The sequence below is a fragment of the Streptomyces gilvus genome (assembly GCF_022513565.1).
Taxonomy (GTDB): Bacteria; Actinomycetota; Actinomycetes; order Streptomycetales; family Streptomycetaceae; genus Streptomyces; species Streptomyces gilvus.
This window is the reverse complement of the sequence record NZ_JAKWBE010000053.1, coordinates 1-22815: the sequence shown is the minus strand read 5'-3', so window position 1 is coordinate 22815 and position 22815 is coordinate 1. Positions and strand designations below refer to the sequence as shown.

The 22815-nt window shown below is 71.8% G+C and carries 21 protein-coding genes and 2 pseudogenes; 13 read left to right on the top strand and 10 right to left on the bottom strand.

Translation table 11 applies throughout. The features are described 5' to 3' along the window. The coding region (locus MKW14_RS41845) for a pyridoxamine 5'-phosphate oxidase family protein (RefSeq protein ID WP_502628189.1) at positions 1-177 on the top strand (177 nt) is incomplete at its 5' end. 7 nt (positions 178-184) lie between these two features. Here the strand turns inward: MKW14_RS41845 and MKW14_RS40010 are convergent. The 5 genes from MKW14_RS40010 to MKW14_RS39990 form a co-directional block, all read right to left on the bottom strand. Next, positions 185-790 carry a GTP-binding protein gene (locus MKW14_RS40010; protein WP_240871532.1) on the bottom strand — a complete coding sequence of 202 codons (606 nt, stop codon included), beginning with the start codon at positions 788-790 and terminating at the stop codon, positions 185-187. Between the two features lie 185 nt (positions 791-975). After that, positions 976-1389 (bottom strand): DUF742 domain-containing protein, encoded by a 414-nt coding sequence (locus tag MKW14_RS40005; protein WP_240871530.1) that lies wholly within the window; start codon positions 1387-1389, stop codon positions 976-978. Positions 1390-1411: 22 nt separating this feature from the next. Continuing rightward, positions 1412-1885, bottom strand: a complete 474-nt coding sequence (locus MKW14_RS40000) for a roadblock/LC7 domain-containing protein (RefSeq protein ID WP_374116664.1) — start codon at positions 1883-1885, stop codon at positions 1412-1414. Next, positions 1882-4404, bottom strand: coding sequence for a sensor histidine kinase (locus tag MKW14_RS39995; RefSeq protein ID WP_240871527.1), 2523 nt, complete (start codon positions 4402-4404; stop codon positions 1882-1884). Before MKW14_RS39995 ends, MKW14_RS40000 begins: the two co-directional genes overlap by 4 nt. Positions 4405-4458: 54 nt before the next feature. Continuing rightward, positions 4459-5232, bottom strand: a complete 774-nt coding sequence (locus MKW14_RS39990) for an MHYT domain-containing protein (protein WP_240871526.1) — start codon at positions 5230-5232, stop codon at positions 4459-4461. A 152-nt stretch (positions 5233-5384) separates the two neighbouring features. On the opposite strand from MKW14_RS39990, the gene MKW14_RS39985 reads away from it, so the two are divergent. Continuing rightward, positions 5385-5984: a class I SAM-dependent methyltransferase gene (locus MKW14_RS39985; protein WP_240871525.1), complete on the top strand. Its 600-nt coding sequence runs from the start codon at positions 5385-5387 to the stop codon at positions 5982-5984. A gap of 80 nt (positions 5985-6064) precedes the next feature. Here MKW14_RS39985 and MKW14_RS39980 read toward each other — a convergent pair whose 3' ends face one another. Continuing rightward, on the bottom strand, positions 6065-6958 hold the full coding sequence (locus MKW14_RS39980; protein WP_240871524.1) for an oxygenase MpaB family protein: 894 nt from the start codon (positions 6956-6958) through the stop codon (positions 6065-6067). Between the two features lie 99 nt (positions 6959-7057). On the opposite strand from MKW14_RS39980, the gene MKW14_RS39975 reads away from it, so the two are divergent. From MKW14_RS39975 to MKW14_RS39965, 3 genes and pseudogenes are all read left to right on the top strand, one after another. Further along, positions 7058-7354 (top strand): hypothetical protein, encoded by a 297-nt coding sequence (locus tag MKW14_RS39975; RefSeq protein ID WP_240871522.1) that lies wholly within the window; start codon positions 7058-7060, stop codon positions 7352-7354. 136 nt (positions 7355-7490) lie between these two features. Then, the gene (locus tag MKW14_RS39970; protein WP_240871520.1) at positions 7491-8393 is read left to right on the top strand and encodes a hypothetical protein; all 903 of its coding nucleotides are present in this window, start codon (positions 7491-7493) and stop codon (positions 8391-8393) included. A 173-nt stretch (positions 8394-8566) separates the two neighbouring features. After that, positions 8567-9324: pseudogene (locus MKW14_RS39965) on the top strand (hypothetical protein). A 4-nt stretch (positions 9325-9328) separates the two neighbouring features. On the opposite strand, the gene MKW14_RS39960 reads toward MKW14_RS39965, so the two are convergent. Next, positions 9329-9511: a tail-anchor membrane protein gene (locus tag MKW14_RS39960; protein WP_240871518.1), complete on the bottom strand. Its 183-nt coding sequence runs from the start codon at positions 9509-9511 to the stop codon at positions 9329-9331. A gap of 134 nt (positions 9512-9645) precedes the next feature. Beyond that, the gene (locus MKW14_RS39955) at positions 9646-10695 is read right to left on the bottom strand and encodes an acyl-CoA desaturase (RefSeq protein WP_240871516.1); all 1050 of its coding nucleotides are present in this window, start codon (positions 10693-10695) and stop codon (positions 9646-9648) included. A gap of 448 nt (positions 10696-11143) precedes the next feature. Between MKW14_RS39955 and MKW14_RS39950 the strand changes: the two are divergent. After that, positions 11144-11449 (top strand): annotated as a pseudogene (locus tag MKW14_RS39950) (esterase-like activity of phytase family protein); the annotation flags it as partial. Between the two features lie 3 nt (positions 11450-11452). On the opposite strand, the gene MKW14_RS39945 reads toward MKW14_RS39950, so the two are convergent. Further along, positions 11453-11857 carry a hypothetical protein gene (locus MKW14_RS39945; protein ID WP_240871515.1) on the bottom strand — a complete coding sequence of 135 codons (405 nt, stop codon included), beginning with the start codon at positions 11855-11857 and terminating at the stop codon, positions 11453-11455. A gap of 145 nt (positions 11858-12002) precedes the next feature. Then, positions 12003-13169 (bottom strand): xylose isomerase, encoded by a 1167-nt coding sequence (gene xylA, locus MKW14_RS39940; RefSeq protein WP_240871514.1) that lies wholly within the window; start codon positions 13167-13169, stop codon positions 12003-12005. A gap of 149 nt (positions 13170-13318) precedes the next feature. Here xylA and xylB point away from each other — a divergent pair, with 149 nt between their 5' ends. From xylB to adh, 7 genes are all read left to right on the top strand, one after another. After that, positions 13319-14764 carry a xylulokinase gene (xylB, locus tag MKW14_RS39935; protein WP_240871513.1) on the top strand — a complete coding sequence of 482 codons (1446 nt, stop codon included), beginning with the start codon at positions 13319-13321 and terminating at the stop codon, positions 14762-14764. 10 nt (positions 14765-14774) lie between these two features. After that, positions 14775-15983, top strand: coding sequence for an ROK family protein (locus MKW14_RS39930; RefSeq protein WP_240871511.1), 1209 nt, complete (start codon positions 14775-14777; stop codon positions 15981-15983). Between the two features lie 194 nt (positions 15984-16177). Continuing rightward, positions 16178-17662, top strand: coding sequence for an APC family permease (locus MKW14_RS39925; RefSeq protein ID WP_240871510.1), 1485 nt, complete (start codon positions 16178-16180; stop codon positions 17660-17662). Further along, positions 17659-18672: an acetamidase/formamidase family protein gene (locus MKW14_RS39920; protein WP_240871509.1), complete on the top strand. Its 1014-nt coding sequence runs from the start codon at positions 17659-17661 to the stop codon at positions 18670-18672. The genes MKW14_RS39925 and MKW14_RS39920 overlap by 4 nt, the downstream gene beginning before the upstream one ends. Positions 18673-18779: 107 nt before the next feature. Next, the gene (locus MKW14_RS39915; protein ID WP_240871508.1) at positions 18780-19379 is read left to right on the top strand and encodes an N-acetylmuramoyl-L-alanine amidase; all 600 of its coding nucleotides are present in this window, start codon (positions 18780-18782) and stop codon (positions 19377-19379) included. Between the two features lie 106 nt (positions 19380-19485). Further along, complete coding sequence (locus tag MKW14_RS39910; RefSeq protein ID WP_240871507.1) at positions 19486-20781, top strand: GAF domain-containing protein; 1296 nt, start codon at positions 19486-19488, stop codon at positions 20779-20781. Between the two features lie 120 nt (positions 20782-20901). After that, the gene (adh, locus tag MKW14_RS39905) at positions 20902-22425 is read left to right on the top strand and encodes an aldehyde dehydrogenase (RefSeq protein WP_240871505.1); all 1524 of its coding nucleotides are present in this window, start codon (positions 20902-20904) and stop codon (positions 22423-22425) included. Positions 22426-22815 lie beyond the last annotated feature (390 nt).

Genomic DNA, 22815 nt, shown 5'->3' with positions numbered 1-22815 from the left:
GTTGGCCACCTTCTCCCCGGTGGACAGCGTCACGACTACTGGGCCACCCGCATCGGCGCGCGGTACATGGGCGAGGACCGGGCCGAGGAGTTCGGGGCCCGCAACGGCGTGCCGGGCGAACTCCTCGTGCGCGTCAGGATCGACAAGGTGCTGGCGGAGAGGGCCGTCGCGAGCTGACGTCCCCTCAGCCGACCGAGTCCAGCAGCCGGGCGGTGTGCATCCGCCCGGCGTACTCGACGAGCCGGATCAGCACCTCCTTCCCGGAGTCGCGATCCCGGGCGTCGCAGAGCACCACCGGTGTCCCGTGATCGAGGTCGAGGGCGCGTAAGACGTCCTGGGCGTTGTAACGGCGGGCGCCGGAGAAGCAGTTGACGGCCACCACGAACGGGATGTGCCGGTGCTCGAAGTAGTCCACGGCGGGGAAGCAGTCCTCGAGGCGCCGGGTGTCGGCGAGGACCACGGCACCGAGGGCGCCCTGGGACAGCTCGTCCCACAGGAACCAGAAGCGGTCCTGGCCCGGGGTGCCGAAGAGGTAGAGCGACAGGCCGGAACGGATGGTGATGCGGCCGAAGTCCATGGCGACGGTGGTCGTGACCTTCTGGTCCACGCCGTCGGTGTCGTCCACCCACTGGCCGGCCTCGCTGAGCAGTTCCTCCGTGCGCAGCGGCCGGATCTCGCTGACCGCGCCCACCAGGGTGGTCTTGCCCACGCCGAATCCGCCGGCGACCAGTATCTTCAGTGCCAGCGCGGCCGTCTCGCCGCCGTCGGCGTCGGGGTGCTCGGAGACCATGGATCACTTCTCTCGGGAGTGCCGGCAACGGTCGGCATCGGTCGAAATCAGCATCATGACAACTGCGTCCCTTCTCCGTGGGATTGGACCGCTTTTTGCCCGATGCGACCGACCGGTACCTGTTCGGTGTCCGGGTGGGTGCACAAGTCGGGACCGTCCGTGCCCGGGTGGTTGTGAACTGTCGTCTACAGCGCCCGCAGCCCCTCGATCACCTCGCGCAGAATCCGTTCGTCGGGGAGCTGGGCGGGCGGTACCGGGCGGCTGACGGTGACGCAGCCGAGTTCGAGCAGGTCGCCCAGAAGCACCCGGACCACGCCGACGGGCAGATCGGCTCCCGCGGCGAGTTCGGCGACCGACTGGGTCTCGGTGCGGCACAGGTCGATCAGGGCCCGGTGCTCCGGACCGAGCCCGCCCGCCTCGTCCGGGCCGGGCCCGCCGGCGTCCAGGGTGACCAGGGCGATCAGGTCGAAGCGGACCCCCGTGGGACCCGGCCTGGTGCGTCCGCCGGTCATGGCGTACGGCCGTACGAGAGGCCCGGCCTCGCCGTCGTACCACTGGCTGCCCGGCTGCTGCCCGGCGCCGGTCCTGTCGTCGCTCATGTCGCGGGGACCGCCTCTCGCGTCAACCGGCGGCGGGGGGCCGCGCGGCGACGCGCGGCGCCGTGTACAGGTGCTCGCCGACCCGCTTGACCAGCCGCGCCATCTCATAGGCGACCAGGCCGATGTCGGCGGTCACGGCGGTGAGCACGGCGAGGCAGGAGCCATCGCCCGCCGCGGCCACGAACAGGAAGCCGTCGTCCATCTCCACCATGGTCTGGCGCACCCCGCCCGCACCGAAGTGCCGTCCCGCCCCCTTGGCCAGGCTGTGGAAGCCGGAGGCGACCGCGGCGAGGTGTTCGGCGTCCTCGCGGCGCAGATCGGTGGACGCGCCCACGGCGAGTCCGTCGTTGGACAGGACCACCGCGTGCCGCACCTCGGTCACGCGCAGCACCAGGTCGTCCAGCAGCCAGTCGAGTTCGCCGGACCTTCCCCACTCGCGGCTTCGCTCGAGCGGGGGGACGCCCATGTCTGCCCTCGTGTTCGGGTCCTGGATCATGCGTGGTCTCCTTCGCTGCTGTCGCTGCGCGCAGTGTGGTCGGGTGTGGCACCGCGGCCGGGCTGCCTGCCGCCGCCGCGCGCCCAGCCGTCGCGGTAGGCCGCCATCCGGTCGCGCACGATCTCGGGGGTGCGCTGGTCGTCGTGTTGGGAGCCGGAGTTCTGGGTGGCCGGTTTCTCGGTGCGTCGCTCGCGCAGTTGGGGGGCGAGGCTGGCCTGGCGTACCCGGCGGGGCAGGTCGTCGGTGTCCTCGGCGTCGTCCTCGGGTCGGTGCAGGCGCAAGGTGGTGACTCCGGGGGGTGGGGGTTCGTCCGCCCTGTCCGCCACGGCCGCGGCGGGGGCCGCGAGGGCGGGCCGCTCGGCCAGGGCCGGTACGGACTCCTGCCGTTCGGCGCCGGGTACGCGTGCGTACTCGCGTTCCTCGGGGCGCTCCGCCTCGGCGGCGGCCCTGCGGGGAGAACGCTCCGCCGCGCCGCCGTGCAGGAGGGCGGTGGGCAGCAGGACGACCGCGGTGGTGCCGCCGTAGGGGGAGGTGCGCAGGTGCACCTTGATGCCGTGGCGGGCGGCGAGCCGACTGACCACGAACAGGCCGAGCCGGTCGCTGTCGAAGAGGTCGAGCGCCTCGGACTGTTCGATGCGGCGGTTGGCCTCGCCGAGGGTCTCGCCGCCCATGCCCAGGCCCCGGTCCTCGACCTCGACGACGTAGCCGTTGCCGACGGGTTCACCGGTTATGCGCACGCGCGTGTGGGGCGGAGAGAACTGGGCTGCGTTCTCGACGAGTTCGGCGAGCAGATGGGTGAGGTCGGCGACGGCCGCGCCGATGACGGACGCCTCGGGGAGCTGGCGTACCTCCACGCGCGCGTAGTCCTCGACCTCGGACACGGCCGCGCGCACCACGTTGGTCAGGGAGACCGGCATGCGCCAGGCCCGGCCGGGTGCGGCGCCGGAGAGGATGATCAGGCTCTCGGCGTGGCGCCGCATACGGGTGGTGAGGTGGTCGAGGCGGAACAGGTCGCTGAGTTCGTTGGGGTCGTCGGAGCGGCGCTCCATGCTGTCCAGGAGGCTGAGCTGGCGGTGGACGAGGATCTGGCTGCGGCGGGCGAGGTTGACGAACACCCCGGAGATGCCGCTGGCGAGCTCGGCGCGTTCGATCGCGGCCCGCAGGGCGGCGCGGTGCACGGTGCCGAGCGCTTCGGCGACCTGTCCGGTCTCGTCCTCGGCAGGTGGTCCCGGCGGGGCCTCGGCCTCGACGTCGATCTCCTCGCCGGCGCGCAGCTTGCGCATCGCCTCGGGCAGGTTGCGGCGGGCGATCTCCAGGGCGCTGTTGCGCAGGCTGACCAGTTCGACGACGAGACCGCGGCCGATGCGTACGGAGATGACGAGCGAGGCGGCCACGGCCGCGAGGCCGAAGAGGACGGCGGCACCGGCCGGGGTGAGCAGTCCGCGCGTGAACGGGTCGGCGCGCTCGGCGACTCCGTGTGCCGCGTTGGCCTCGATGGTGCGCATGCCGTCCTGCACGCGCGCGTGTGCTGTGTCCCAGGTGTTCTCCGGTGCCGTCGCCCGCAGCGGACCCAGGGTGCCGTCGACGATCCGGTCCTCCGCGTCGCCGAGGGCGGTGTAGGAGCTGCCGGCGGCGAGAGTGTGCCAGGCGTCGCGCTCGGAGCCGCTCAGGTCGGCGACGGCGGCCTCGGTGAGGGTGCGCCGGGTCTGGGCGGCACCGGTGAACAGGCGCAGCCGTTGCCCGTTCAGGTGCTCGGCAGGGCGCGCACCGGCGAGGATCGCGTCCTCCTGGGCCAGTGACTCGCCCGCGCGGGAGAACTCGAGCAGTACGCGCGCGTCGGAGCCGAGGTCGGAGTCCTGGATGCCGGTGAGCGCGCCGTCCACCGCGAGGGCGTCGGCGACGGTCCTGGTGTACTGCCGGTACGTTTCAGCCCAGTCGGCGCGGTGGTCGAGAACCTGGCTGCGCAGGGCACGCAGCTGCTCGGCGCCGGTGACGAAGGCCCGCAGCCGCCGGGCCACTCCGGTGGGCAGCTCGGTGCTGTCGGCGACGGTGTCGTCGTCGCCGAGGCGCAGCCTGGCCACGGCTTCGTCGGTACGCCCGGTGAGTCTCCTGTAGTCGCCGCGCTGCCCCACGGACGGGGCGGAGGCGTATCCCAAGGCGGCCGTTCGTTCGGCCTGCAGCGCGGCGACGGCCGTGCCGACGGGTGAGCGGATCTCGGCGTCGACGCGTTGCAACTGACGCAGCCGGGAGACGTCCTGGGCGGTGGTGACGGTGGCGTAGGCCCACAGGGCGAGCAGCGAGACGACCGGCACCATGAGCAGGCAGACGATCTTGGCGCGGACGGTGCGGGGGCGTATTCGCCAGTGCCCCGCGCGCGCAGGCGGATCCTGCGGCACCGCGCCGGCGGGTTCCTCCGTGCTCTCGTCGGCCGGCGGTCCCGCGTGGGCGCGACGGCCGCGCACGAGAGGCGAGGGTGGCGCCTCGGCGCCGGTGGTGGGGCTCCTACGGGGTGTACGCATGGACTCCTCGCTCAGGAGTGGTTCGTGGGCGTGCCGTCGGCGCCGGATCCGGCGCTAGCCGGGGACGCTCCCGACCGGCCGTTGCGCCGAGGCGGAGGCCTCGCGCTCCCCCGTCGTCGGTGACAGGGCGACGAAGGCGGAGGTCAGGAACAGGTAGGACCCGAGGCCGACGGCGAGGGGGAAGATGAACTGCATCGCCGTGGCCCCGGGCAGCACCTGGCTCGAGGGGGTGACGCGGACGCTCACCGCGAACATCCCGGTGTAGTGCATGCTGCTCACGGCGGCGCCCATGATCAGGGAGGCGACGGTGACGGCGACGGGCGACTTGATGTTGAGTCCCGCCCACAGGGCCGCGGTCGCCGCGACGACGGCGATCAGCACGGAGAGGCCGACGAGGGCCGGGTCGTAGCTGACGTGTCCGTGCAGCCGTACCGCCGCCATGCCCAGGTAGTGCATGCTCGCGACGCCGAGTCCGGTGGTGAGTCCGCCGAGGAACAGCGCCCGGTTGCGGTCCCGGCTGTAGCCGACGGCGAAGACACCGGCACACACGACCAGGACGGCGACGAGCAGGCTCGCGATGGTGAGCGGCACGTCGTAGCGGATGTCGGTGCCGCTCACGCCGAAACCGAGCATGGCCACGAAGTGCATGGTCCAGATGCCGGTGCCGATCGCGGAGGCGGCGGTGATCAGCCAGTTGCGGCGCGAGCGGCCGGTGGCGCCGAGGGCGCGGACGGTGCAGCGCAGTCCGAGCGCGGCGCCTATGCAGGCCATCACGTACGACAGCACGGGGGTCAGCCAGCCGAAGGTGGCGTGGTCCAGGTGTCCCATGGCCCCGGGACGGTAGCCCGGTCACGGGTGCGCAAAGGGGGCACATTTCGAAAGGTGTTGGAATATGACGCAGAGAGGTAGCAGAACGACCGCGTCGCGCTCGAACGTGTGCGCAGCGGCGTCATCCCTGTCGGTGAGGGATCATGCGGAACATGAGCGAGGACCACACACATGTCCAGGAGTTCTTCGGTACCCGTGCCGCCGACTGGGACAGCAGGTTCCCCGACGACGGTCCCGCCTACGCGGCGGCGGTGGCCGAGCTCGGGCTGCGCGTGGGCGACCGGGTGCTCGACGCGGGCTGCGGCACCGGGAGGGCACTGACGCCGCTGCGTGCCGCCGTGGGGGCCTCTGGGGTGGTCGTGGGAGCCGATCTGACACCAGAGATGCTCCAGGCCGCCGTGCGGGCCGGCAGGGACCGTGACGGGCGGCTGCTGCTCGCCGACGTGGCCGCGCTGCCGCTGCGGCCGGCCTCGCTGGACGCGGTGTTCGCCGCGGGGCTGATCGCGCACCTTCCTCAGCCGGGCGCGAATCTGCGGGAGTTGTGGCGCGTGACGCGTCCCTGCGGCACGCTCGCGCTGTTCCACCCCATCGGCCGCGCCGCGCTCGCGGCCCGCCAGGGCCGGCAGATCACCCCGGACGACCTCCGCGCCGAGCCCAACCTCCGCCCCCTGCTGGCCGCTTCGGGCTGGCGAATGACCTCGTACGTCGACGAGGACAGCCGCTTCCTCGCCCTGGCCGTGCGCGTGGACTGACCGTCACGTAGGCCGGCCCGCTGACCATCGCCCGGGCTGCCTCTCGGGCTGAGGTCAGCCGCCTGCGGGACACCATCGCCTCACTCGGCGGATGACCCCTGGCGTCGCACCGGGCATCCGCCGAGGCCGGGAACGGGGTGCGTGCCCAACTGCGCCAGCTCGTAGCCGTTCGGGTAGCCCTTGACCTCCCGGTTCTGGCGCGCGTAGTGGGGTGCCTTGCGCGGCGGCAGCAGCCGGACGAGGCGGCCACGCGCGCGTACCGCACGACGTACGCACGCGCGCGTGACGGCGCCCGGAGGCGGGTAGCGGAAGGCCCGCAGGAGGTGGTCGTCGAGCAGGGAGAGCGTGATGGTGCGCAGGAGAGGTGCGAGGGGACGCGGGTACCAGGAAGCCATCAGGGCCAGGGTTGCGTCCGAGACACGACGAGCGTTCTCGTCCCAGGCGAAGTGGGCTTCCTCGTAGGCGTCGAGACAGGCCTCGAACTCCTCGTAGGACCGCGGGATGTCCTTGATGCCCATGTGCCGCCCCAGGGTGCGGTAGTGCTCGGCGGCGGCCACGGTCTCGTGCCGCGACAGCCGGCGCCAGCCGTAGGCGTCGATCCACCGCTTCGGCATGACGACGAAGGTGCACAGGACGTAGCGCATGTCGTCGTCGCCGATGTCGTAGCCGCGGTGCATCTGGTTGATCCGGCGGATCGCGGTGCGGCCCTGTTCGCCGGCGAAGCCGTGCTCGACGACCGCGTCCAGGAGCAACGTGGTGTCGTCGTACCGCTTCTGTGAGCGCTCCGTCAGCTCCGCAGTCTCCGCCAGGAGGCGCCCGATGCTGGGTACCGCATAGGTGCGGTAGAGGGCCAGTTCGAGGGAGCGGGTGAAGTCCCACGGGAACTCGTAGGCCGCACTGAGCCGGTAGATCTCGGAGGCGTCCCGGTACGGATCAAGGCGCCGGATCCGTTCGAGGCGTTCGAAGCGGTTCACCGGGCCGTCCCCCTTCTGCCGACGGAACTCCAACTCTACGTTGAATGGGAGGAGATGGACGATCAGCGAGGGCAACCACACAGGGGGAAGGTGGTCACTATGTTGGGCAGGGTGCGCAAGTCCTGTGCCAGATTCCTCACCGCCGTGCGGGCGGAGATGAACCAGGGCCGGGACAAACATACACACAATCTTTTCGAAGCGGCCGCCGCGTACGTCTCGGCCTGCGCGGAGGACGACCAGGACCGCATCGACGAGGCGGCCGGCTGGGTGTCGCCGGAGGCGCTGTCCTTCGGGGTCAACGAGCTGGCGTGCAGGGCCGTCATCGCGCTGGCGCGGGAGCGCGACGAGTCGCCGCGGACCGTGGCACGCACGCTGCTGGGGCTTCCGGCGGCCTGACGCGCCCCACGACGGATGGTCGATTCGCCCCGTCCAGCCGGAAAACTGCAGCTCCGGGTGGGCTTGCCAGTCGTGACAAGGAGCTTCCGCGCACATTAGGGTGCGCGCCGTTGGACGAACCGATGGGGAGGCTGGGATGGCCGGGACGGACGAGGACGCCGTCGCCGCCGCGGACGAGGCGCTCTATGTGCTCACGGCGGTACTGCTGACGCCGGCGAAGTTTCCGAGCGTGCTGGGCGACGACTATCCGGAGGCCTGCGCGGCGCTCGGCCTCGCGCCGCTCGCCGACGGATACGGCCTGGTGCTGGGCCAGGACGGCGACGGCGCCCGGTGGACGGTCGTCGTCGACGACGTCTCCCTGGTCGCCGTCGCCATCGCGTCCTGGGACTGCGGCATGGAGTACGACCTCTCGCCCGACGAACGCTCGGTCGTCGCCGCCCTGCCGGGCTGGCCCCTGGCGGTCGCCGTAGCGGCTCCCGGCGTGCCCGCCCCGCATGATCCGGATCCCGAGACCGCGGACGGTCCGCCGCTGTCGCCGCCGGACACGGCCACCTGGGGCCCCGCTCAGCGGCGTCTGGGCGCGGACGAGATCGCGCTGCAATGGGCGCTGTGGCGGGAACAGATCGCCGACGCCGACTTCGTCCCGCGCCCGGATACGGCCGCCGCCGAGACGCCTGAGGAGACGGGGAGCGCGGCCGGCTCCGCGGGCGGCGAGAAGGCGGCGGAGAGCGGGACGGCCGCTCGGACCGAGGACGACGAGAAGGGCAAGGGCCACAGCGGCATCCGCCGTGTGCTCGCCGAGGCACGCGCGTACGTGGACTCGCCGCCGCCCCTCGGGCGGGTCCGGTCGTCCTTCGCCTCGGGCGACGCACGCACCTTGCGGGCCGACGGTCCCGGCTGGTCGCTGGTGGCAAGGACCGACGACATCGCGTTCGTGCTGCTGGACGCGGAGCCCGGAGAGGTGCTGCCGGTGGGGCGCGGGCCGGAACTGCCCGGTCTCCTCGAAGCGCTCGACAAGATGGCCGTCCGCCCGAGTTGAGCCCACCCGCACCACGCTTCACCGCACGGTCTGTTTCCAGCACCCATGTCGCGGCTCCGTTCCGTGTGCCCCCACCCCATGGATGCCGCCGGGCACGGATCGCAGCATGAGGCAGCCACGGGCGCCCCGCCCTGCCGGGACGCCCTTCCTCCCGTGCTGCCCTGGAGGCCGTCATGCGTCCGTCCCGTGCTGTTCCGCTCGCCGCCGCCACGCTGGTGGCGGCGGCCCTGACCTGGCCGGCTCCCGCCGCGACCGCGGCCGTCGGTGAGGGGCACTGCGCCCGGCAGGAGCGCGTCCAGGTGCCCGGTGCGGCCTTCCAGCGCAGTGCCTGTCTGCCGGACCTCACGACGACCGGGCTCGCCGGCACTCAGTACACCGACATGGCCGACCAGACGGGACTGACGGCCAAGGGCACCAGAACTCCCTCCGGGGTGCCCGGACAGATCGACGGTTATTTCCCGGACTCCTCGCACTTCAACACCACCCACGGCTGGCAGCACGACGCGCAGTTCCGAGCGACGCCCGGTACGACTACGCGTCTCGCCCCACCGGCGTCCGTCGCGCCGTGGCCAGGGTGGCGCTGACCGGGCGCATCGGCAGGCCGTTGATCACGCTGCACGGTGACCTGGACGCGCTGTTGCCCAAGGCCGCCGACTCGGACGTGTACGCGCGCATGGTCGAAGCACGTGGGCGGGGTGCGCTGCACCGCTACTACACGATCGAGGGCGGCACGCATGTCGACGGGCTGTACGACACCTATCCGGACCGGCTGCGGCAGATCCTGCCGTGTTACCGGTCGGCGTTCGACACGTTGGTCTCCTGGGTGGAGAAGGGCGTGCGGCCGCCCGCGAACCACACCGTCGCGCGGCCCGCGAGCGGCGATGTGGTCAACGCGTGCGCACTGGACGACCGGGACGCTCTCGTGCGGTAGCGCCTCAGCGACCGAGCTCCTTGCGGGTGACGCGGCGCAGCCTGCGCCGCTGGGAGGGGTCCAGGGTGAGGTAGGCGGCGGTCGGGACTCCCAGGACTATCAGGAGCGACACCCACCAGGGCAGCCAGAACAGCAGGATGATTCCGACCGCCACACCCCCCACGGCGATCTTCGCGTTCTTCGACATGTACGTCGCCTCCTTCGCGGCCACTGCCGCTCTCTGTCCTGAAAACGGGCCCGCGCTTCCCGCGGTTCCGAGTCGCGACCCTGAAACGTCCCTGAGCCGGAACCCCGAGTCGTCCCTGAGAGCCCCCACGGACATCACGTCCTGAGGGGCTCCCCGACCTCGTGCAGGTGACGCAGGGCCTGCCGATAGGAGTCGACGAGCCCGGTCTCCGCATAGGGAATACCCAACTCCTGGCAGCGTGCCCGCACCAGAGGCCGGGCGAGGTGCAAATGAGGCCGGGGCATGCTGGGGAAGAGATGGTGCTCGATCTGGTAGTTCAGGCCACCGAGGAACCAGTCGGTCAGGAGGCCGCCGCGGACGTTGCGCGAGGTGAGCACCTGCCGACGCAGATGGCCCCAGCGATCGCCGTCCGGGTCGGGCATCTCCATGCCCTTGTGGTTGGGGGCGAAGGCCATCCCGAGGTGCAGGCCGAACAGCGCCTGGTGAAGGGCGGCGAACGCGAGTGCCCTGCCCGGCGACAGCGAGGTCAGCAGCAGTGCCGCGTACCCGGCGACGTGCAGCGCGAGGAGGGCGCCTTCCACAGCGGCCCGGCCGGCGGGCTGCCGGCGCAGATACCGGAAGCCGTGCGCCTTCAGGGCGACGCCTTCGAGAAGCGTGAGCGGGAAGAAGAGCCAGGCCTGGTTGCGGGTCAGCCAGCGCCGGAAGCCGGATCGGTCCCTGGCCTGTGTTCCGGTGAAGACGAGGACGTCGGCGACGACGTCCGGATCCTTGTCTATGTGGTTGGGGTTGGCGTGGTGGCGGTTGTGTTTGTCGTTCCACCAGGCGTAGCTCATGCCCAGCAGCAGGTTGCCGTGGATCAGTCCGATCGCACGAGCCGCCCTTCTGTCGCCGGTGATCTGGTAGTGGCCGGCGTCGTGGCCTATGAAGGCCGTGCGGGCGGAGAACACGGCGAGCAGCGGGGCCAGCAACAGCGACCACGAGGTGTCGCCGACGAGGACGACGCCCGTGACGACACCGGTCAGCGCGAGTGCGTTGACGGCGATGCCGAGCGCGTACCAGCCGAGGCGCCGTTCGAGAAGTCCCTGCTCCTTGACCGTGCGCAGAAGGGGTGCGAACTCGCTTCCGGCCGGCGCGTCCCGCGCCTTGCGCAGTGGTTCGGCGACGGCTGTGGTGGGCTCGGGCATGTCGGGTCTCCGGCTCTCTCGGCAACGGGCTGACCTGAGGAAACGTACGTAGAGGGCCGCTATCGCGACCATGAGGCGGCCCCCCGGGTACGGGCGGGGGGCAGCCCCTGTGACGCAGGGGGGTTGACGACACCTCGGCGTGCCGGGAGCGCGGCGGGCCGCTCCGGCGGATCGTGTCGGAGGCCGGCCGAATGCTGTACTCTCGGCGGCTCCGATGAGGCAGTCAAATTTGATGAGTACGGTCAGCTGGGCAGAGGACCCTCACGGCGAAACCGGCAGAGACTTCCGAACTGGCCCGCACCTGTGCCGTCTTCGTGCCGGGCGATCCGGCCCGAAGCGGCACGGTGGCCTTCGGAGGGCCCGCCGGCGGTGTCCCTCCGCTCATGGCCGCCGGCTCCCCGGGAACCTGACCGTCGTCCGGCCCTGCGGCGAGCGCGCCAGGATCCCTGCGAACATTCTCGGCGGCCCTACGACGCCGAGGACGACCTCGCCCTCCCTGGAGCCGCTCGACGATCCGGCGGCCGCGGGTGTCCCGGTGCTCGGCAAGCGGCTGGTCGTCGACCTGGGGAAGGTCACCGGAGTGCCGGGGAAGATCGAGGGCGTCGCGCGCGTGGATCACGACACGCTCGCCCTGATCAACGACAACGACTTCGGGATGACCGACGGCGCGGGCGCGTTCGACTCGCAGGGCCGGCTGGTCGACAGCGGTGTCGAGACGACGGTGCTGTACGTGCGGCTGCCGCACGGCGTCTGAGCGTCAGGGCAGGTCCACGTCCCCCAGCGAGGGGATCAGCGACTCCAGGCCGCTCGGGATGCCGCTCGGCAGTTCGCTGGGCAGCTTCGACGGCAGCCGGCTGGGCAGCTCGCTCGGCAACGCGGTCGGGATGCCCAGCGGCCGGGACGGGGAGGGACGGGAACTGCCGCTGCCGGCCGGTGACTTCTTCTCCGGCGAGTCGTGACGGCCGGTGGCCATCAGCACGATGACGACCACGGCCGCCACCGCCGCGACACCGGCCAGCAGGACCACCAGTGGATTCCGCCGCCTTCCGGGCGGCTGGGGCGGAGGCTGCCAGTCCGCATAGGTGGGCGGCTCGTTGCCGTCCGAGGGTGGTCCGAAGCCGCCACCCGGCGGCCCGGGTGGCTGAGGCGGTACGGGCGGCATGGCCATACCGTCCAGAGTCGCCGCGAACCGGGCGCGCGGCGACCCCCGTACGGCACTTGATACGGATCCATGCCGTGGACCGCATGATTCCGAAGCATTCCGCACGGAGATCGCTCAGCAACGACACGTACGCGTGCGTGGGTGCTCAGCCGCGGGCGCCCAGCAGGTGGTCCATCGCCAGCTGGTCGAGCCGCTCGAAGGCCATCCCGCGCGCGGCGGCCGCCTCGACGTCGAACTCCTCGAAGGCGCTCCGGTCGGCGATCAGGGCCTGCAGCCCCTCGGCCGCGGTCGGCTCGGCGAGCTGGTCCAGGCGCGAGGCCCGCAGCGCCTCCTGGACCTCCGGGTCGGCGCGGAAGGCGGCCGCGCGCTCCTTGAGGATGAGGTAGTTGCGCATGCAGCCGGCGGCCGAGGCCCACACGCCGTCGAGGTCCTCGGTCCGCGGCGGCTTGAAGTCGAAGTGGCGCGGGCCGTCGTAGCCGGCGCTCTCCAGGAGGTCGACCAGCCAGAACGCGGCGCGCAGGTCACCGGCGCCGAAACGCAGGTCCTGGTCGTACTTGATGCCGGACTGGCCGTTGAGGTCGATGTGGAAGAGCTTGCCCGCCCACAGGGCCTGGGCGATGCCGTGCGGGAAGTTCAGCCCGGCCATCTGCTCGTGGCCGACCTCGGGGTTGACGCCGTACAGCTCCGGGCGCTCCAGGCGCTCGATGAAGGCCAGGGCGTGGCCGACGGTGGGCAGCAGGATGTCGCCGCGCGGCTCGTTCGGCTTGGGCTCGATCGCGAAGCGCAGGTCGTAGCCCTGGGAGGTGACGTATTCGCCGAGGAGGTCGAAGGCCTCCTTCATGCGGTCCAGGGCGGCGCGGACGTCCTTGGCGGCGCCGGACTCGGCGCCCTCGCGGCCGCCCCAGGCGACGTAGGTCTTCGCGCCGAGCTCGACCGCGAGGTCGATGTTGCGGATCGTCTTGCGCAGGGCGTAACGGCGCACGTCACGGTCGTTGGCGGTGAACGCGCCGTCCTTGAAGACGGGGTGCGTGAAGAGGTTGGTGGTGGCCATCGGCACGGTCATGCCGGTCGCGTCGAGGGCCTGGCGGAAGCGCTTGATGTGCGACTCGCGCTCGGTGTCGGAGGATCCGAACGGGATCAGGTCGTCGTCGTGGAAGGTGACTCCGTGGGCGCCGAGCTCGCTCAGGCGCTGCACGGTCTCGACCGGGTCGAGGGCACGCCGCGTGGCGTCGCCGAACGGGTCCCTTCCCTGCCAGCCGACGGTCCACAGGCCGAAGGTGAACCTGTCCTCGGGGGTGGGCTGGTAGCTCATGCCGCGGCTCCTTGCTTGATTGCGACGCTTGCTCACGCCTATTTCGTCATGGCCGTTTACAAATTAGTATGCGGAGGCAGCCCTGGGAAGAGGTGCAGGGTGTGTGTGCCGGAACATCCCCGCTGAGCCGCGGAAAAAGGGAGAGCCCGATGTCAGCAGCCGAGGGTCCGCTCGTCGTCGGCGTGGACACGTCCACCCAGTCCACGAAGGTGCTCGTCGTCGACGCGGCCACGGGACAGGTCGTCGCGAGCGGCCAGGCACCGCACACCGTCTCCTCCGGGACGGGCCGGGAGAGCGACCCGCGCCAGTGGTGGGACGCCCTGTCCGAGGCGCTGCGACAGTGCGGCGACGCGGCGCACGAGGCGGCCGCGGTGTCGGTCGGCGGACAGCAGCACGGCCTGGTCACCCTGGACGAGCGGGGCGAGCCGGTGCGTCCGGCGCTGCTGTGGAACGACGTCCGTTCGGCGCCGCAGGCCCGCCGTCTGATCGAGGAGCTGGGCGGCCCGAAGGCGTGGGCGGAACGTACCGGAAGCGTGCCCGGCCCGTCGTTCACGGTCACGAAGTGGGCCTGGCTGGCGGAGAACGAGCCGGAGGCCGTGCGTGCGACCAAGGCCGTGCGCCTGCCCCACGACTACCTCACCGAGCGTCTGACCGGCCAGGGCACGACCGACCGGGGGGACGCCTCCGGCACCGGCTGGTGGGCCTCGGGAACGGAGGCGTACGACGAGGAGACCCTGACGCACGTGGGACTCGACCCGGCGCTGCTGCCCCGGGTGGTGCGGCCCGGCGAGGTCGCCGGCACCGTGCGCGACAGTCACGACCTGCCGTTCTCCAAAGGGACCCTGGTCGCCCCCGGCACCGGGGACAATGCGGCCGCCGCGCTGGGCCTGGGTCTGCGCCCGGGCGCGCCGGTGCTCAGTCTCGGCACGTCGGGCACGGTGTACGCCGTCTCCAAGCGCCGTCCGGCCGACCCGACCGGCACGGTGGCGGGCTTCGCGGACGCTCACGGCGACTGGCTGCCGCTGGCCTGCACCCTGAACTGCACGCTCGCCGTCGACCGGGTCGCGACCCTGCTGGGCCTTGACCGCGAGGCCGTGGAACCCGCCGCCGGCGTCACCCTCCTGCCCTACCTGGACGGTGAGCGCACCCCGAACCTGCCGTCCGCCTCGGGCCTGCTGCACGGCCTGCGCCACGACACGACCGCCGGCCAGTTGTTGCAGGCCGCCTACGACGGTGCCGTGCACTCGCTGCTCGGCGCGCTCGACCTGGTCCTGGACGCGGACGCGGACCGCTCGGCTCCGCTCCTGCTGATCGGCGGCGGAGCCCGGGGGGCGGCCTGGCAGCAGACAGTACGGCGGCTGTCGGGCCGCGCGGTGCAGGTGCCCGAGGCCAGGGAACTGGTCGCGCTCGGCGCCGCGGCGCAGGCGGCGGGCCTGCTGACCGGCGAGGATCCGGCCGCCGTCGCCCGGCGCTGGAACACCGCCGCGGGCCCGGTGCTGGAGCCCGTGGAACGGGACGAGGAGACGCTGGCCAGGATCGCCGGGGTACTCTCCGACGCGGCCCCGCTGCTGGAGCGGAGCACGGACAGCCGTTGAGGACGGGGGCATGACCGCACCGCTGCACGAGGCGCACCCGTCCGGACCCGGCCGGGTGCTGCCGGACACCCAGCAGGGCATGCGCCGGCGCAATCTCGCCCGGGTCATGCACGCCGTCAGCGCCGAGGGACAGCTCTCCCGGGCCGCCGTCGCCTCCCGCATCGGGCTGACCCGGGCAGCGGTGTCGACCCTCGTCGACGAGCTCATACGCTCGCGCCTGTTGGAGGAGCTGGGCCCCGAGCGGCCCGGCCGGGTGGGGCGGCCCGGCTCCGCGCTCGCCGTCAGCGGGCACGGCCCCGCCGGCATCGGCGCCGAGATCGGCGTGGACCATCTCGCGGTGTGCGCGGTCGACCTGCGCGGACAGGTGCGGGCCCGGGCGATACGCCACGGCGCGAACCGCGGCCGCTCCCCCGAACCCGTGATCGACGAGCTCACCGAGTTGCTGCGCCAGGTCGTCGCCGAGGCCAAGGGCGAGGGACTGTGGCCCGCGGGACTCGCGGTGGCCGTCCCCGGCCTGGTCGCCCGCGACGCCCGCACCGTCGTCCGCGCCCCGAACCTGGACTGGCACGACACCGACCTCGGCGCCCTGCTCCCGACGGACTTCCCGCTGACCGTCGACAACGAGGCCAACTTCGGCGCGCTCGCCGAACTCTGGCTCGGCGAGGGCACTCCACCGGACTTCCTGCACGTGTCGGCGGAGATCGGCATCGGCGCGGCGGTGGTCGTGGCCGGCGGGTTGCTGCGCGGGACGCGGGGTTTCGCCGGCGAGCTGGGTCATGTGCCGGTGCGTCCGGAAGGGCCCAGGTGTGCCTGTGGCGGGCGGGGGTGTCTGGAGCAGTACGCCGGTGAGGAGGCGGTGCTGCGGGCCGCGGGACTGGAGCCGGGCGAGGACCGGGTGGGGCTCCTGGCGGGCCGGGCCGCCGAGGGGGACGCGGCGGTACGGCGGGCGCTGCGCGACGCGGGCAAGGCGCTCGGCATCGCGCTGACCGGCGCGGTCAATCTGCTGGACCCCGAGAGCGTGGTGCTGGGCGGTGCGCTGTCGGGCCTGGCGCCGTGGCTCCTGCCCTCGCTGGAGGCCGAGCTGGACCGGCGCACCGCGGGGCCGGCCTGCCCCGTGTCGGTGTCACGGCTGGGCCCGGAGGGGCCGTTGCTGGGGGCGGCGTACTCGGTGGTACGAGCGGTCCTCGACGATCCCGCCGCCGTGGCCGAGCGGAACTGACACCGGGCCGGGGCCTCGATCAGGACGCTGATCACCCGACCGGGTGACGGAGTTATCCACATACGGACCCCTGTCCACCGAAGCACACGGCACCCTTCTGCCCAACCCGCAAGCGTCGTACCGTGATTCACGCGAGGCGCATCTGCCGGATCGGCGGACGGCCCGCGTGTCGGCGTGAATTGAGGGGGATTCACATGGCGGGGGATGTCACGGCAGGACTCAGGCGGGACGCGATCGGGCTGCGCGAGGTGCTGTTCCAGAGCATCACGGCCATGGCACCGGCCGCCGCGGTCGCCGCGTCCATCCCGTCCGGTGCGGCCTTCGCGGGCGGAAGTCTGCCGTTGGCGGTGCTGATCGCCCTGGTGGCCTGTCTGTTCACCGCGTCCTGCGTGGCCGAGCTGGCGCGGGAACTGCCGGCCGCGGGCTCGGTGGCCACGTACGCTGCCCAGGGTCTGCATCCCGCCGTCGGCTTCCTCGTCGGCTGGGGCTATGTGTTCGTGGAAGCCCTGGTGCCACCGCTGCTGCTCCTGCAGCTCGGGTTCACCACGGCGGGCACCCTGCACGACGAGTGGTCCTCGTATCCGGCAAACCTCTGGTGGCCGTGGGCGCTCGCCGGGGCCGCGATCATCGCCGCGGCCGGATACTTCGGCGTGCGTGCCTCGGCCCGCTTCGGCACGGTCCTCGGCGTCTTCGAGATCCTGGTCTTCCTGGTGTTCGCCCTCTGGCTGATCGGCAAGGCGGGCGGGAACAACACCCTGTCGGTGTTCGGTACTTCCCATACGGCCGCCGGATACGAAGGGGTCAGCGGGGTCTTCGCGGGCTCTGTGTACACGGTGCTGGCCTTCGCCGGGTTCGAGGCGGCGGCGCCGCTGGCGGAGGAGACCCGCGATCCGCGCCGGACGATGCATCGCGCCGTCCTCGGCGCGGCGCTCGCGATCGGACTGTTCTACGTCGTCACGACCTACGCCATGACGGTGTACTTCGGGCCGGACCGGTTCGCCAGGTTCGGGGCGTCCGGCGAGGCGTCCTGGGAGGGGGTGGCCCGGGCGTCCTTCGGCCTGTTCTGGGTGCTGGTCTTCCTCGCCGTGGTCAACTCCACGATCGCCAACGCCAACGCGTGCTCCAACGTCTCCACCCGCACGGCCTTCGCCCTGGCCCGGATCCGGGTGCTGCCCCGGCTGTTCAGGACGCTTCATCCCCGCCACCGCTCCCCCGTCGCCGGGATAGCCGTTCAGAGCGTGGTGGCGGTCGGCGCGGTGCTGGGACTGGGGCTCGGCTACGACCCGGTGACGGCCTTCCTCCTGCTGGCCACGGTGATCGTGACGGTCGTGATCGGCGTGTACATCGTCGTGAACCTCGCCTGTGCCGGATACTTCCTGCGCCGCAGGCGTCAGGCGCTGAAGCCGATACGGCATCTGCTGCTGCCTCTGCTCGGCATCGTCGCCTTCGTGCCGGCGCTGCTGACGGCGGCAGGGCTGCCCGTGTTCGACTTCGTCACCGAGCTGACGGCCCCGGTGTCGTACGCAGGTCCGATCGTCGGCGTGTGGATGGCCGCGGGGCTCGTGGTGCTGGCCGTGCTGTTGCGGCGGCATCCCGAGCGCATAGCCGAGACCGCCCGTGTCCACCTGGACGAACCCGCCCTCACCGGCACCTCGCAGAACGGAGCAGCACAGCGATGAGCGACCCGCGGATCCTGACCGTCCGGCCCGAACCGGGCGAGTACGCCTGGACGTTCGGCGGCGCACCGCCCGTGGCGCGGATCGCGCCCGGCACGGTCCTGGACCTGTACACGGAGGACTGCTTCGCCGGGCGGGTGCGGTCCGAGAAGGACCTGGTGTCCGAGGTGTGCGAGTTCCCCTTCCTCAACCCGCAGACCGGCCCCTTCCACGTGGAGGGCGCCGAGCCGGGCGACACGGTCGCCGTGCACTTCGTGTCGATCGAACCGGCCCGCGACTGGGCCGCGTCGACCACGGTCCCCCTGTTCGGCGCGCTCACCTCCACGCACACCACGGCCACGCTGCAACCGCCGCTGCCGGAGACCGTGTGGATCTGGCAGCTCGACCGCTCCCGGCGCACGGCGCTGTTCCGGGCCCACGACAGCGACATCGAGGCGGAACTGCCCATCGACCCGATGCACGGCACGGTCGGCGTGGCACCGGCAAACCTGGAGGTCCGCTCGGCCCTGGTGCCCGACGCCCACGGCGGGAACATGGACACGCCCGAGATGCGGGCCGGGGTGACGGCCTACTTCGGGGTGAACGTCGAGGGCGCGCTGCTCAGTCTGGGCGACGGACACGCCCGGCAGGGCGAGGGAGAGACCTGTGGGGTCGCCGTCGAGTGCGCGATGAACACCGTGGTGATCGTCGAACTGCTCAAGGGGCTGGCCACGCCGTGGCCGCGCATCGAGTCGGACACGCACATCATCTCGACGGGCTCGGCACGCCCGTTGGAGGACGCGTTCCGGATATCCCAGCTCGACCTGGTGCAGTGGCTGGTGCGCGACTACGGGTTCAGTGAGCTGGACGCGTACCAGTTCGCGACCCAGGCCGTCGAGTCGCCGTTGGCCAACGTGTGCGACACCAACTACACGTGCGTGGCCAAGATCCGCAAGGAGTGGCTGCCCGCGCGCGAGACCCATCGCGGGATGCACGACCGGCTGCGCGAGACCGCGGCGGCCCTGCGGGGCTGAGCGGCCGGCTCCTTGTAGGGGCGCGCCCCTTCCTGTCACTCCCCCACGTCTCTTCGTCATCCCCGCACGTCTCCTCGTCACCCCCCACGTCCGAAAGGCACGGCTCCATGGAGCGAGCAAGACCCAGCACCACCCGGCGACGGTTCCTGAAGGGCGCCGCCCTCGCCGCCGTCCCCTACGCACTGCTCCCCGACCCGCAGGCCGACGCACAGGTCCAGGCCCCCGACTACCCGACCGCCGAGTGGCAGCCGGCCAACACCGCCAACTACACGGTCTCCGACCGCCCTTTGGTCTATCCGCTGGACTACGTGGTCATCCACGTCACGCAGGAGACCTACTCCGACACACTGGCCATTTTCGAGAACGCGCAGAAGACCGTGTCCGCGCACTACCTGGTGCGCTCGGCCGACGGCCATGTGGCGCAGTGCGTGCGCGAGGCCGACGTCGCCTGGCACGCGGGCAACTGGGACTACAACACCCGCAGCATCGGCATCGAACACGAAGGGTGGGTGGACAGACCGGCGTACTTCACCGACGCCCTCTACGAGCAGTCGGCCCGGCTGACGGCGCGGGTATGCGACAAGTACGGCATCCCCAAGGACCGTGCGCACATCATCGGTCACTACGAGGTGCCGGGGACGGACCACACGGATCCCGGACCGAACTGGGACTGGTCGCGCTACATCAGACTGGTCAACTTCGCCTGACGTGCGACGGGGACACCGTTCGAGGTGCGCGCGGTCGAAACGGTTGTCCGAGGGCGCACCGGGAGTGACGATGTCCCCAGCCACATCACCAGCCGGGGAGGCCCCGTTGACCGATCCGTGGGTGGCCCTGGAGCCGGGGGCCGACCCTGCCGAGCACGCGCGGATGCTGCGCCGTGCGCACGAGACGTTCACCGAGGCGGGCATGGTGACCCGCCCGGTGCGTTCGGTGGTGGCCGAGTCGTGGCGGCGTTCCGCGCGGGCCGGGGTGGGGCCCGACGGTACGGCGAGCGTGGAGCTGGTCGACGGCGATCTCGGCGCCTACCGTGCCGAGCATCCGCTGGCGCGGGTGATGCCCCTGTTCCGGGAGCTGCTGGGGACCTTCGCCGCCGACGGTGAGCATCTGCTGGCGGTGTGCGACGCGCACGGCAGGCTGCTGTGGGTGGAGGGGCATTCGACGACCCGGCTGCGGGCGGGGCGGATGAACTTCGTGCCGGGTGCCCGGTGGGCGGAGTCCGCGATGGGCACCAACGCGCCGGGCACGGCGGTCGCCGTCGACCGGCCGGTGCAGGTGTTCGCGGCCGAGCACTTCAGCCGGCGCGTGCAGCCGTGGACGTGCGCGGCGGCGCCGGTGCACGATCCGCGCACCGGGCGGGTGCTGGGCGCCGTGGACATCACCGGCGGGGACGGGCTCGCGCATCCGCACAGCCTGGGGTTCGTACAGGCGGTCGCGCGGGCCGCGGAGTCCCAGCTGGCGCTGCTCGTCCCCGAGCGGTCCGCCGACGGCACGCCGGAGCTGACGGCGCTCGGCCGCGACGAGGCCCACCTCATCGTCGAGGGGCGGCGGATCAGGCTCAGCCGGCGGCACAGCGAGATCCTCGTGCTGCTGTCCCGGCATCCCGAGGGGCTGACCGGGGACGAGCTGCTGTGCGCGCTGTACGAGGACGAGTCGGTGACGCCGGTGACGCTGCGTGCCGAGATGGCCCGGCTGCGCCGGGTACTGGGCCCGGCGCTGCTCGGTTCACGACCGTACCGGCTGACCGTGCCGGTGGAGTCCGATGTCGCCGTCGTCGAGCGGCGTCTGGAGACGGGCGCGATCACGGCGGCCGCCAAGGGGTACGGCGGTCCGCTGCTGCCGGGTTCACAGGCGCCGGCGGTGGTGCGGCTCAGGCACCGCCTCGCCGACGGTCTGCGCTCGGCGCTGATCGCGCGCCGCGATCCCGACCTGCTCGCGGACTGGGCGCACGCGCCCTGGGGCGAGGACGACCTGGAGGTGTGGCGGGCGCTGGCGGCGGTGCGGCCCACGCCGGCGGTCCGTTCGCGCCTCGCGGCACTGGAGTCCGAGCTGGGGGCACCGGGCGACTGGCCCGCGGTCACGATCCGCCGCCCGGGCCGGCCGGCCTGACCGCCGGCTCGCGGACGCGACCGCAGACTCGCACAGCAACGTGGTTGCAACGTAGGCGTTCCTAGCCTCCTGGTGAAAGCTGCCCAACGGCGGGCAGCGCTTCTGAAGGAGGCCCACCGCATGACCCGTTACGCTGCGCCCGGCACCGAGGGCGCGATCGTCTCCTACCAGGCGCGCTACGACCACTTCATCGGGGGCGAGTACGTACCGCCGGCCCGCGGGCAGTACTTCGAGAACCCGTCGCCGGTGAACGGGCAGCCGTTCACCGAGATCGCGCGGGGCACGGCGGAGGACGTGGAGCGGGCGCTCGACGCGGCGCACGCGGCCGCGCCGGCCTGGGGCCGCACCTCGGTGACCGAGCGCTCCGACATCCTGCTGAAGATCGCCGACCGGATGCAGGCCAACCTCGAACGGCTCGCGGTCGCCGAGAGCTGGGAGAACGGCAAGCCGGTGCGCGAGACGCTGGCCGCCGACATCCCGCTGGCCATCGACCACTTCCGCTACTTCGCGGGGGCTATCCGGGCGCAGGAGGGCTCGCTCGGCGAGGTCGACGACGACACGGTGGCCTACCACTTCCACGAGCCGCTCGGTGTGGTCGCGCAGATCATCCCGTGGAACTTCCCGATCCTGATGGCGACCTGGAAGCTGGCGCCGGCGCTGGCCGCGGGCAACGCGGTCGTGCTCAAGCCGGCCGAGCAGACCCCGGCGTCCATCCACTACTGGATGAGCCTGGTCGCCGACCTGCTGCCACCGGGTGTCCTCAACATCGTCAACGGCTTCGGCGTGGAGGCGGGCAAGCCGCTCGCGTCCAGCCCGCGGGTGGCGAAGGTGGCGTTCACCGGCGAGACCACGACCGGCCGGCTGATCATGCAGTACGCCTCCGAGAACATCACCCCCGTCACGCTGGAACTCGGCGGCAAGTCCCCGAACATCTTCTTCCAGGACGTCTGGAACGCGGACGACGACTTCCGGGACAAGGCGCTCGAGGGCTTCACGATGTTCGCCCTCAACCAGGGCGAGGTCTGCACCTGCCCGTCGCGGGCGCTGGTCCAGCGGGGCCACTACGCCGAGTTCATGGAGGCGGCGGTCGCCCGCACCGAACTCATCAAGACCGGCCACCCACTCGACACGGACACCATGATCGGCGCCCAGGCCTCCAACGACCAGCTGGAGAAGATCCTCTCCTATCTCGACATCGGCCGGCAGGAGGGCGCCAAGGTGCTCACCGGCGGTGAACGCATCGAGCACGACGGCGAGTTGAAGGGCGGCTACTACGTGCAGCCGACCATCTTCGAGGGCCACAACCGTATGCGGATCTTCCAGGAGGAGATCTTCGGACCGGTCGTCTCGGTGACGTCCTTCGACGACTTCGACGACGCCATCAAGATCGCCAACGACACCCTCTACGGCCTCGGGGCGGGCGTGTGGACACGGGACGTCAACACCGCCTACCGCGCCGGCCGCGCGATCCAGGCGGGCCGCGTCTGGACGAACTGCTACCACGCCTACCCGGCACACGCGGCGTTCGGCGGCTACAAGGGATCGGGCATCGGCCGCGAGACCCACAAGATGATGCTGGAGCACTACCAGCAGACGAAGAACCTCCTCGTTTCCTACAGCCCGCGGAAACTCGGGTTCTTCTAGACCCTGAAGTCGGTTACCTGGAGGCATCGTTGCACTCCAGGCGACCCGATACCACGACGAAGGGCTCCATCAAGCCGGATGGGTGCGGGAGCCCTTCTGTCGTCGGCGCTGTTGCCTCCCGGGGCGGCGTCCCGTCGGAGTCTGCGTGGAGCGCAGACGGCGGCACCTGCAGGTCGTGACCTGCTTGCCGTTGCCCGGCGGGAAACGGTACGTGGTGCCGAGGGCGGGCCGCACCCGGAGATGCGGTCCGCCGTACGGGGCGGTCAGTGTACGGAGTTGGCGGCGGCGAGGATGGCTCGGTCGACCGCTGTCGGGCTGATCGACGGGACGTCGTGGCCCGAGCGGGTGTAGGTGATGTGGGCGCCCACGCGCTTGGCCTGGTACTTCTGA